Origin of the sequence: Edaphobacter aggregans DSM 19364, assembly GCF_000745965.1 — a bacterium.
GTDB lineage: Bacteria > Acidobacteriota > Terriglobia > Terriglobales > Acidobacteriaceae > Edaphobacter > Edaphobacter aggregans.
Window position 1 is genome coordinate 36,988 of the sequence record NZ_JQKI01000049.1, and the last position, 11,767, is coordinate 48,754.

Below are 11,767 nucleotides of genomic sequence, written 5' to 3' on the forward strand. Positions count from 1 at the left end.
ACACTCCATCCCTTCCAGGGTGTCGTGACGAGCGAGTGGGGTTGACTATCGTCAACCTCACTGCAAACAAAAGAGATACCGCAAATAGGTTGGCTATCGTCAACCAGCGGTCAACGATAGTCAACAAAGGAATTTTCCAAGATGGAAGATCACTCGCAAGCGTCGTTTCTAGACCTCGAAACCCGGATTAGGCGCTCCAAAGGCAGGACAGGTCGCACCATCAGCGCGACCGCGCGGGTTACTCGGGATGAACAAATCGAAATGGAGGACGCGGCCAAGCAGAAGGGCCAGAGTCTCAGCGAGTGGTGCCGCGAGACGCTTCTTGCAGCAGCCCGAGGCGAAGTCATCACGCCTACGTTTACCGAAATTGTGGCCATCCGACAGCTCCTCAATTCGACCCTGCGCCATGTCGCCTGCGGGACTGTGATGACCCCCGAGGATTTCCAAGCAGAGTTGCAGGGTATTCGCTCCAGCAAGCACAAGGCAGCGGTTGAAGTTATGCAGCAGTACACCCCAACGGAGGCCAGTCGATGAACAGCAATCAGAAGTGGGGCCGCAAAGAAACCATCGTGTGGCCACCGCACGCGCCAATCTACACCCTCGGGGCCTTCGCTATTGGTCTGATGGCGACTCTCTTTTTCGTATGGCAATTCCTCCACTTCAGAGAAACGCCCTTGCGCCGGACCTACACCTCCACTTACGTCCGGTCTCTAGTCGGTGCCATGTTCAAGCAACGCGGAAAGTACCGCCTGCTTTATGTCAGCGGCGGCAAGATTGCTCCCCGGCTGGCTCTGCCAGCCGATTTCGTTCCCGGTGAAACCGCTCTTCCGAATGGTGCTGTTGCCCCGGTCGCACTGTCCGAAGTAACCCGGCGTCAGGGCTACACCGCTTTCTATGACGGACCGGAGAAGGACTACGATGATGCTGTTCTGAGTCGTTGGCTCCGGGCCGTGTACTTCGATGGCCAAGGACTTTTCGACGTCTATGCGACGTCGTTAGTAGAGGGTCTTCTTGTCCTGGTGATAGCTCTCGCTTTCGCGGGTGTAGCGGACCTGAAACGCTTCCGAGAATTGAAGTACGGACGCCGACTGAAGGGGCCAGTGATGCTCACACCGACACAATTTAGCAAGGCTCTTGCGGCAGACGGTCTAGCCATTACGACAGCGCAAAAGCCGTGGTATTCCAGACGTGCAACCCTCCTGCGAATACCCCGGAGCGCGGAAGCCAAACACATCCAGATCATGGGAGACACCGGGGCGGGGAAGAGCACCCTCATCAAACAGATGCTCCAGCAGATTTCAGACCGTGGCGAAACCGCTATCGTTTATGACCCGGCAGGCGAGTTCACCGAATGCTTTTACAAAGAAGGCCGGGGAGATTGGATTCTGAATCCCCTGGACGAGCGTGCGCCTTACTGGACGCCATCGAGTGAACTGCGCAATCCCGCCGAAGCGAGAACCATTGCGGCGTCGATGTACCAGCCACGTGAAGACAAGCGCGGCGAGTTCTTTACTGACACGCCGCAAAAGATATTCGCCCATCTCCTGAAGTACAAACCTACCCCGGAGGAATTGGTTGCGTGGATGTCCGACGAGGCCGAGATTGACCGCCGCTTGAAGGGCACCGAGCTTGCCAACTTCGCTCCCAAGGACGCGCCGCAGCAGCGGAGCGGCGTGCTCGCTTCGCTGGGCCTCGTGGCCGACAGCTTGCGTCTGCTACCGACCCGCGAAGAGGCAGACGGTCGCGAGTGGTGCGCCACAGATTGGGCCGAGAAGCGCGAGGGATGGATCTTCCTTACGTCCACGGAAGCACAGCAGGAAGCGTTGCGACCGCTGCACTCCCTATGGATCGACCTGCTCGTGTTGCGCCTACTGACGAAGCCGAAGCCGGGACAGACAAAAGTGTGGCTTGTGATCGACGAGCTAGCCAGCCTGCAACGGCTCCCGCAGTTCCATACGGCGCTGACCAAAGGCCGCAAGAGTGACAACCCCATCGTCTTCGGCTACCAGGGCAAGGCCCAGCTTGAAACCATCTACGGCCATCTCGCCGAGGTAATGTTGTCTCAGCCTTCCACCAAATTCATTCTCCGCACCGCCGAGCCCAACGCTGCAAAGTGGGCAGCGGAGATGATCGGCGAGATTGAGATTGAGCGTCTGCGCGAGACGGTTGCAGACGGCAAGCGGCAGGGCAAGAGCTTCACCCTTGACCGGCAGATTGAGCCGCTTGTCATGAAGTCCGAGGTGGAGGGTTTGCCCGACCTGCATACCTTCGTCAAGATCAACAACTATGTCTCGCGCTTTTCGTTCCCGCCCATGAATCTTCCAAAGATTGCAGAGGCTCTGAAGGTCCGCGCGATACCGGAACACAAGATGTGGTTCAACCCACTGGCGCCGGTAGGCAGTGATGCTACCGAGCCGAAACCCGACGCAGCCACCACGCGGAAGAAACCCAGCAAGGGCGCTCCTATCAAGGAAGCCGAAGCCATCGTGCCGAAGCCAGAGCCGGAGCTGCCCAAGGTGGTTGTTCTCGCGGCGCAGACTCCCCCACTCTCGCACAACCTATAGGCGGCCATGCTCACTATTTCCAAAGCCATCAGTCCCGCGCAGGCGCAGACGTATCACAAGCTGGAATACACCAGTGATGCGCAGAGCTACTACAAACAGGACGACACGGTGAAAGGGGAGTGGCAAGGAAAACTTGCTGCTTCCTTGGGTCTGTCCGGTGAGGTTGCGCCGCTGGAGTTCTCCCGTCTGACCGAGGGCAAGCACCCGCAGACCGAGGCTCAGATGGTGAAGCATCGAGAAGGCAAGGAGTACACCAATGCGGACGGCTCCGTGACGAAGCCCGTCGAGCACCGGGCAGGATGGGACGCAACTTTCTCAGCGCCCAAGTCTGTTTCCTTGACGGCCCTGGTAGGTGGCGACGACCGAGTAAAAGAAGCACACCGCGCCGCCGTCACGACGGCTTTGAACGAGCTGGAGAAGTACACTCACGCGCGGATCGGCGGCAACAACCCCGCAGAGCAGACCGGAAAGATGATCGCCGCCAAGTTCGAACATGACACGGCGCGCCCTGTGGACGGCTACGCCGCACCCCAGCTCCACACGCACGCAATCATCTTCAACGTCACGGAACGGGAAGATGGTTCTACACGCGCCATTCAGGAGCGGACTTTCTTCGAATCGCAGAACTACGCCACAGCCGTATACCAATCGGTGCTCACGCATCAGCTCCGCAAGCTGGGTTATGAGATCGAGCCAGGACAGAGCGGCGCACCCGAAATCAAAGGCTACTCACAGGCGTACCTCGATGCTTCCAGCCCCCGCTCACAACAGATCAAAGAGCAGATGGAGCGTGCCGGTTTCCAAGGACCGGAAGCCGCGCAGATTGCCGCGCACTCCACTCGCGACCGCAAACAGACTCTCACCCCTTCCGAAGGGTTGGCCGCGCATAAGGCGATGGCCGCGGACTTCGGAAACCAGCCAGAACGGGTGATCGCCGCGGCACGCGAACGCGCCTTGAGCCACGTGCAGGGAACCGGCCTGCGGCCGGATTCTCGTGGAGCGGTTGCCTTCGCGAAAGAGAAGGTTTTCGAACGAGAGGCCGTCGCCGATGAGCGGGTCATTATGCGCGAGGCGCTACGCCGAGGCATGGGCGAAGTCAGCTTTTCCGAAGTTCAGAGCGAGTTCCAGCGGAGACGAGAAGAAGGCGAGTTCCGTTCCGTCCAGGGCCAGAAACACAGCTCAGGCCGCAGCTTCACGACACCGGAGACGATTGCGGCCGAGCGCGCGAACGTCCAACACGTTCTGAATGGACGCGGAGCCGCTACACCTATGTTGAGTGAAGCGGCCGCCGAACGTCAGTCACAATCGCGCGAGTTTCTGAATGAGGCACAACGCACAGCGATTCGTGAAGTGCTGACCAGTAGCGACCGTGTTCATGGATTCCAGGGGCTTGCGGGAACCGGAAAAACGACGACCCTTGCCGCTATCCGCGAAGGTGCCGAGCAGGGCGGTTACAAGGTCGAAGGCTTCGCCCCAACTTCCAAAGCCGCAGGCCAGCTCCGCGAAGCGGGGATAGAGGCCAACACGCTTCAGAGCTTCCTCGCCCGACAAAAAGAGGCAGACCCTACCAGCAAACATCTCTACATGCTGGACGAGTCGAGTCTTGCCAGCACCAGGCAGATGCGGGCCTTCCTTGAAAAGATACGGCCAGAGGATCGCGTCTTAGTGATCGGTGACACCCGCCAGCATCAGGGCGTGGACGCAGGCCGACCGTTCCAGCAGATGCAGGAAGCGGGCATGCAGACTTCCAAGCTCGAAACCATCATGCGGCAAAAAGACCCTGAGCTGTTGCGTGCCGTGCAGCATCTCGCCACCAATGAAACAGAGAAGGGAATTGCGCTACTTTCCGAGCAGGGCCGCGTCACCCAGCTTGCCAGTGCGCCAGAGCGCATCGCAGCCATCGCGCGAGACTACGCCTCCAAGCCAGAGAACACGATCATTGTTTCTCCAGACAATCGCAGCCGTCAGCAGATCAATGAAGCAGTGCGCGGAGAGCTGCTGAAAGTAGGCACGTTGGCCCAAGACGGCCAGCATTTCCTCACGCTGTCTCACCGCTCCGATATGACTGGCCCGGATCGTACCTGGGCGGCGATGTACCGCCCCGGAGATGTTGTCCAGTATGAACGAGGCAGCAAGGCCGAGGGCATCGAGCGCGGCAGCGTCGGCGTAGTGCGTTCCAGCGATGCGACCACCAACCGCGTGACCGTGGAGCTTGCCGACGGCTCCCGCGTCGAATACGACCCCAAGAGGATCTATGGCGTGAATGTCTACCGCGAGACGAGCCGCGAGTTTGCCACAGGTGACAGGCTCCAATTCTCAGCACTGAATAAGGAACTAGGAATTTCCAACCGAGACATGGGAACCATCACGAAGATGGAGGCCGACCGCCTCACCGTCCTCATGGATGGGAAGGAGAAGCGTTCTGTCAGCTTCAACCCTTCAGAGTTCCGGCAGTTCGACCACGGCTACGCCGTCACGTCTCACAGCTCCCAAGGACTCACCGCAGATCGCGTGATCGCCAATATCGACACCGATTCGTCGCGCAGCCTCATCAACAACCGGCTCGCGTATGTCGCCATCTCCCGCGCCTCTCAAGACGCGAGGATTTACACGAACAACGCTGAAACACTCGGCCAGCGCCTCGCGACGGATGTGACCAAGACCGCCGCGCTGGACTTCACTGCGAAGTCAGAACAGGCCGCACAAGCCGCCCCCGCTCAAGCTACCAAGGCATCAAAGCCCGTTCAGATTCACGAGTACAACAACCAGGACTCCCGCCTTGCCGCCGTCGCCAGCGAATTCGTCAACCGCCCAGAGCGCTCCGTGATCGTCGCGCCCGATCGCGCAGAACGCGATGAACTGACACAGCTCATTCGGGTAGACCTTTTCGCGCAAGGCAAACTCGGCCGCGACGCCCACGCTATTCCCGTCCTCATCGAGAAGGAGAGCAGAAGCAAGATGCGCGTCGAGAGCTACCAACCGGGAGACAAGATCCAGTACAAGACCGGCAGCCCCAACCTTGACGGTATTCCCCACGATAGCCAAGCGACCGTTGTTTCCACTAAGCCGCGCGGCAACGTCCTTTCCGTGCAGCTCGATACCAGCCGCGAGGAGGTTTCCTACAATCCGGCCCAGCTTCGCACCCAGACGCGCGAAAGCAGAGTTTTCCAAGAGGAAACCCGCGAAGTCGCGCAGGGTGAGCGCATCCGCTTCACCACCTCCGACAAAGAGTTAGGCGTGCGGTCCGGTGACCTCGGCACCGTAACCCGCATCGGCCAGAACAACTCCATGACCGTGAAGATGGATTCAGGCAGAACCGCCGAACTCTCTCCAGAGAAAGCCCGTCACATCGACTACGGTTACGCCGTCGATGGATTGAAGAACATCCATGCGGAACGCGTCATTGCGACCGGTGACGGCCTTACGCCGCAGACCTTCCAGGCAATTTCCAGTAAAGCGGATCTCACTGTATACACCAATTCGCCGCAACAGGACTTCACAGCTTCCAAGGAAATTACAGCACCCGAAATCACGCAACCAGCCAAGCAGCAGAACGACTTTGGCATCGGCTTCTAGCCTCTTCCTTTACGTCTTTGTGTATTTACATAAATAGAATGTCGCCGTCGAGGGCGGTGGGAATGTGGGAGACGCCGGCAGTACCGGCGTCTTCCAAGGGACTGTGGGAAGGGTGGGACAGCCTCACCGTTCCAAGCTTTCCATAGTCACGCCATTTCCACGGCCTAGCAATAAGGGGTCACCACACCAAAAGTAAAAAATCGTACGTTTAGGTTTGTTGCGAAAACCTATCGCCTTTAGGAAGCCAATCGCAATACCTTTATGCAATGCAAAATACGGGGCTTTTCTGAAATTGGAGCACCGTTGCAATAATCTTCGTTTGCGCAACGCCTACGACCGTCAGGCGAAGTTGCCGAAAACCCCGTTTCACAGTCCTAATACAAAAGTCGACGCCTATAAGCAAGCGAGCTGCTCAAAAGCGTTTATCAGTTCCGGCTCTAGCGTTGCGACGATGCGTCCTTCACCGGGGTCCCATTCAGCTTCATCTGTAATGCCGTAGATGGCCCAGATACTTTCGTCCTTTGTCTCCCAATGCGGAACTACCCTGTCTAATTGCTTTGCGGCGGTCCACGGGTCCTTCAGTCCCGCCGTAACTTCTCTTGCGATCTGCCGTGCAACGGTCTGACGAGCGTCCTCTTGTGACATTGGGTACGGCACTCTGAGCGCAGAGAACATCCGTTGCACAAGAATTTCGACCTGATCTCGGCTGTAGACCTTGTCCTCAGCCGCAAGGCGGTACACGGATGGCTCTTCATATCCCGCCTCGATGAGTCCGACAGCGGTTTGCACGATGTTCTCTGGAAGAAGGTCCCCACACGTCCAACGTGAAGCAAGCAAGAAGGGATCGAGGTGTGGCATCGGGGGTGGTGCTTTGCTCATGCACACCAGCTTATTACCTATCCGAGGCAGACTCCCGAAAAGTTCCGGCTTTCCGGCAAGTTCGAGACTGATCGGGTGCCTGGTGGTCGAAGTTGCCGCAAACCCGTTTTGCGGGAACGAGTATTTAGGAGGGTGTTTTCGTTCTCACTGAGATGAGATGACCGGTTCTCGCCTTGGCGTCCCTGAACTCTCGGCGAGGCGGTTCTGCGGTCCCAAGGAGCCATTCACGATGCATGCTGATCGTCTCCGCATTCAACTCATAATTGATTTCGGGAGCTGACCAGTCCGATAGAACCTCACTGGTCACATCGTCATCCCACTCGAAAGCATCAGAAGCCATCAGTGCGAACGCGACTGTGTTCAGAGCGTCGGGGGGAAGTGCTCCCTCGATGAAAGCGTCACAGAGGCTGACGAGATGAGGCCGTGTCACCGAGAATGACTCTCGCATGTCGACAATCTGAACTGAGGAGCGGACCTGATCTATCTGTAGAACCGAACCACGCAAGTCTTCGCTCAACTCAGCGGCAGATCGCTGGCCTAAGAAGTACCGCCGAAGCTCTTCTTCTCGCATCCCAGCAGGATAAGGCATTTAGGAGGATACTACTTGCTTCAGAACAAGTACATACCCCCCATTGAACAACGACTGAATTCGCATTCAATGAAAACCTGAGCTCTAGGGGAAGAGCCTTGAAAAGTTCCCCGGTTGTTGCGAGCGCTGACGACGCAAGTCATTAAACCTGCTCGCCTGGAGAATACTTGAAGATTCAACGAAGGACCTTCCTTCGCTCCGCCTTTGGTGCGTGCGCAGCCACTTTTCTTTCATCCTGCAATAGCTCCTTCCAATCTGCCGTCACTCGGGATCTACCATCACCGGAGCGTTCCGGCATCGAGCATGTTGTTGTTGTCATGATGGAGAATCGCAGTTTCGACCACTTTCTCGGTTGGTTGCCGACCGCAGACGGGAAGCAGGCAGGACTGAGTTACGTGGACCAAACTGGCGTCACTCGCTCGACATACCATCTGGCAGGCGACTTCACCGGTTGCGGGCACATTCAACCCGATCATTCCTATGAAGGCGGAAGGATCCAATACAACGCAGGGAAGATGGATGGTTTTCTGCGTTCAGGAAACGACACCTATTCGCTTGGCTACTACCAAGAAGAGGATTTGACATTTTTCGGCGCACTGGCGCGTCAGTACACGACGCTAGACCGATACTTCTGCTCCTTCCAGGGGCCCACATTCCCGAATCGCATCTTCCTGCACTCAGGGCAGACAGACAGGACCAGTAATACGTCAGACGTATGTCATCTGGAAACGATTTGGGACAGTCTCTCGGAGGCGGGGGTCAGCGCTCGCTGCTACTCTCCATGGTTAGCGCTCTGGGGTTCGGAATATGCGGACAACACGTACAGCTACGACGATTATCTCAATGACGCTGCGGCCGGGCAGTTGCCCGCGGTATCATTCGTCGATCCACAGTATTCTCCGGTGACAGGATCAACCGACGATCATCCATTCGCGGATATTCGAAACGGGGACGCCTTCTTGTCGCAGACTTATCACGCTCTGGTGAATAGTCCCTGCTGGCGCAACTCAGTTCTGATCATTACCTTTGACGAGTGGGGCGGCTTCTTTGATCATGTGGCGCCGCCCAGAGTCGTTGCGCCGAACACAACTGATAACGACGTCATCGACGGCCGCGTTCTTTTAGGCCTTCGAGTGCCAACTGTGATCGCGTCTCCATTCAGCGTGGGATCATCGCTTTTCCCTCGCGTGAATAGTACGGTTTTTGACCATACCTCGGTGCTTAAGCTCATCGAATGGCGCTGGAATCTGTCGCCCCTCACAGCGCGAGATGCTTCACCCGAAATCGGGAACCTTGCTGTCGCGCTTGATTTTGCACGTTCGCGAACTGAGTCGCCTGTACTTCCGGTCGTAGTTCCAAGGGCGAAGTCTCCATGCGATGTCTCGGTTTCCGAGTGAACTGGGTTTGCGCCGGCTGCATTGGGGGTGACGGTGCAGTTCTTCAGCGGTCGGCGATAGAGCGTGTTGCTCTCGCAGACCACGCTGTCGCGGGTGCGTGCCTCGTAGGCAAGCTCAGGCCGCACGGGCGGATGAAAACGCGGCACGAGCGATGGGCGGTTCCAGAGCGGGTTGCGCATCACTCCTCCTCTCCGGTTGTGGCGGGGGCTTCCTCTGTGGGGGTGTTGCCTGTGTACACCGAACCCGCCGCCGACGGATAGCCAGTAGGGTAGCCAGCCACGGGCGGGTTGTGCGCTGCGGGGTCGAAGGTCAGCGGCGCGGGGTCTGCGCCGAGAACGGGACATCATCGGTGGTGAGCTTGGAGTTGTAGCCGTAGTTCGATGGGTCGGGGTTGAACTCAAAGCTTTTGAACCGCGCTTGGACGAGAACACGGAGGCGAAATAGTGAGCGCAGCGTACTTACCCTAAAGTTCCCGCGAAGTCTCGTTTGCGGCAACTTCGGGGTGCTCGGACGTCCAGATTGGGGCCAAGTTGCCCATAGCCCCGTTTTTGCGGGAACCGCCCAGCCGTCTGACAACGGAATATCGAGCCGTTTGCCTCCTCAAGAATACCGGCTGAGGTGGCTGGCTGGCGCAACTGAACAAGCATGAAGATGTCTTAAGGTAAGCCGCGGGACGACGCCGTCCGCTACTGGTTTCCGCGGCTGGTTGACTTCGTCTCAGGCTGGATCTCTTTAAGCTCAAGGTTTAGCCCGCTTAGGTCACTCGCTTCGACGATCTCTGGCTGACTGAACTCTGCGTAACGACGCACCACGTTCTCACGCTGAAAGTTGAGCAGGCCCGATGCCTGCTGCTTCGGCCCTGCTTCCGTGTCGGCAGCGCCTGCGACCGTCAATGTGTAGCTGCCACTTGGTACATAGGCAATTGTGAAGCTCCCGTCCGGTGCGATAGCGCCGGTTCGCTTAAGATTCTTGTCCGACGTATCCGTCAAGGTGATACGGCCTGAGTTCACAGCGTGGTGATCGGTCGCGGAGGTGACGCGCCCGCTGACGATAGGCAGGCCTGTCAGACCGACCCGCAGGTCTACGTCATTCCGATCATCGCCGCTCTTGACAGCAACCTTCTCGGCATCCCTCTCGTGCATCGCAGCTGGAGAGTAGATCATGATGGGAGACACGCCCTTCATGCTATTCAGGTCCATTACGCCGTTGCGCATGCGTACGGAGCCTCCTGTCGACAGTACAAGATGAACCCGGTACTCGCCCGCCGGTAGCCCCGCGACCCTATAGTGGCCGAGATCGTCAGTAGCCGCTACCTTCACACCGCCGGCCATGGCCATCGTCATCGCCTGCCCGATGTTCACCTTGGTCGGATCGTTTGGAGCATCGCTCTTCGACCACGCTTCGACCGTTATGGCGGCATCCGGTATCGGCGTTCCGTCGTCATAGGTTGCGGTGCCGGTGATCACCGCGCCTCGCTCGAGGGTTTGATCGCCGCGCGCAACCTTGTTTGCGTCCACGTGTACCTTCGGAGCTCCTTCCAGCGAGGTAGCGCCCTTACTAAGCGCCGCAGCCGCAGCTGGCGAAATGTAACCCGAGATGTTTGCGAGCACGTAGTAGTCACCCGGTGTCACGCCTGCCAGCTCATAGTGGCCATCAAGGTCCGTCTGAGCCGACAGCATTGTCATGCTACCCATCAGCGCGCCCAGCGCTGCGCCGGGGTCATTCGCTGCGCCGGCCTTCCCCAGCGCTTTCAAAGTCGGTTCGTTATCGTTCTTTACAGGAGTAAGGACGACCTTCACTAACCGTGCCGGCTTCTGAGTATCGGCCAGCGTAATCGTGCCTTGCACCGTTCCGCTCCCCGGGGTGATCTCCTGCGCGACTGCCGCCCGATTGGAGCACAAGAAGACAAAAGTAGCGGCGAAAAGGAATCTGGACGAGAACATAGGTGCAAGTATGACCCGAGCGCCGGGGGCGGGCAATCAGTTTAAGGTGAAAACTTCATAAGCCAGATTGTTTCTTCGAAAGCGCATATCGGATTGGTCCTCATGAACGCGCTTCACTGATCTGTGATTGCGCTGCGACCGAAGTTCCTCGAAAGTCGGGTTTTGGGAAACTACGGCCTTATCGCTTCCCAAGCCCGCTTTCAGGAACCTGCTGGTTCAGCTTCCCTTCAGCAACTCTTCTGTTTACCAATCGGTCTGACGCGCCCGTAAAGTCTTAGGGCAAGTCAGCTTATCGGCAAGTTCGGCAAGTTCGGGCTGTCTGAACCTGCGAACTTTCCGAAATCCCCGTTTGAACTAAGCCGCTGTCGCGGCGGACGCTGCGGCATTGGTGTCCCCCAGCCTTTTAGGCCGTGTAAGGTTTGGGTCACAAGGAGGCTTTTGTGACCCATCTTCGGCAGAAGATGCTGGATGAGCTCCAGCGTCGCAACTACTCACAGAACACGGTCTACACCTACCTGCACGCGGTAGAAGACTTTTTCCAGGTATTTTCACCGCTCGCCAGACAGGTTGGGACCTGATCATATCCGGCAGTATCAGGCCTATCTGTTTCGAGAGCGCAAGCTCCAAGCAGGGACGATTGCATGCTGCACAGCAGCTTTGCGTTTCCTCTACGTCAAGACGCTGCGACGCCCGTATCTCCCCGAGCACATCCCATTTCCCAAGCGCCCCAGGCAATTGCCCGTTGTACTCAGTCCAGAAGAGGTCCAGCGGCTGATTGATTCAGCAGAGAACCTGATGCGCCGCACCATGGTGATGACA

At 57.8% G+C, this 11,767-nt stretch carries 9 protein-coding genes; 6 read left to right on the top strand and 3 right to left on the bottom strand.

Translation table 11 applies throughout. The features are described from left to right. Positions 1-141: 141 nt before the first annotated feature. The 3 genes from Q363_RS18305 to mobF are packed head-to-tail and all read left to right on the top strand — an operon-like array spanning position 142 to position 6,140. A complete protein-coding gene (locus Q363_RS18305; protein WP_035353037.1) occupies positions 142-534 on the top strand; it encodes a plasmid mobilization protein in 393 nt (130 codons plus the stop codon). Further along, the gene (locus tag Q363_RS18310; protein WP_035353040.1) at positions 531-2,564 is read left to right on the top strand and encodes a type IV secretion system DNA-binding domain-containing protein; all 2,034 of its coding nucleotides are present in this window, start codon (positions 531-533) and stop codon (positions 2,562-2,564) included. Before Q363_RS18305 ends, Q363_RS18310 begins: the two co-directional genes overlap by 4 nt. A 6-nt stretch (positions 2,565-2,570) precedes the next feature. Next, complete coding sequence (gene mobF, locus Q363_RS18315; protein WP_035353043.1) at positions 2,571-6,140, top strand: MobF family relaxase; 3,570 nt, start codon at positions 2,571-2,573, stop codon at positions 6,138-6,140. Between the two features lie 393 nt (positions 6,141-6,533). Here mobF and Q363_RS18320 read toward each other — a convergent pair whose 3' ends face one another. Then, the gene (locus Q363_RS18320) at positions 6,534-6,929 is read right to left on the bottom strand and encodes a hypothetical protein (RefSeq protein WP_157467111.1); all 396 of its coding nucleotides are present in this window, start codon (positions 6,927-6,929) and stop codon (positions 6,534-6,536) included. 846 nt (positions 6,930-7,775) lie between these two features. Here Q363_RS18320 and Q363_RS18330 point away from each other — a divergent pair. Beyond that, positions 7,776-9,005 (top strand): alkaline phosphatase family protein, encoded by a 1,230-nt coding sequence (locus Q363_RS18330; protein WP_281176027.1) that lies wholly within the window; start codon positions 7,776-7,778, stop codon positions 9,003-9,005. 309 nt (positions 9,006-9,314) lie between these two features. On the opposite strand, the gene Q363_RS40735 is transcribed toward Q363_RS18330, so the two are convergent. Together Q363_RS40735 and Q363_RS18335 are read right to left on the bottom strand one after the other, a co-directional pair. Next, positions 9,315-9,500 carry a hypothetical protein gene (locus Q363_RS40735; protein WP_157467114.1) on the bottom strand — a complete coding sequence of 62 codons (186 nt, stop codon included), beginning with the start codon at positions 9,498-9,500 and terminating at the stop codon, positions 9,315-9,317. A 191-nt stretch (positions 9,501-9,691) separates the two neighbouring features. Further along, positions 9,692-10,852, bottom strand: a complete 1,161-nt coding sequence (locus tag Q363_RS18335) for a carboxypeptidase-like regulatory domain-containing protein (protein WP_157467117.1) — start codon at positions 10,850-10,852, stop codon at positions 9,692-9,694. A 536-nt stretch (positions 10,853-11,388) separates the two neighbouring features. On the opposite strand from Q363_RS18335, the gene Q363_RS40740 reads away from it, so the two are divergent. Then, positions 11,389-11,526 carry a hypothetical protein gene (locus Q363_RS40740; protein ID WP_157467120.1) on the top strand — a complete coding sequence of 46 codons (138 nt, stop codon included), beginning with the start codon at positions 11,389-11,391 and terminating at the stop codon, positions 11,524-11,526. Beyond that, on the top strand, positions 11,516-11,767 hold a 252-nt coding region (locus Q363_RS38450), incomplete at its 3' end, for a phage integrase N-terminal SAM-like domain-containing protein (protein ID WP_211256241.1). The genes Q363_RS40740 and Q363_RS38450, both read left to right, overlap by 11 nt.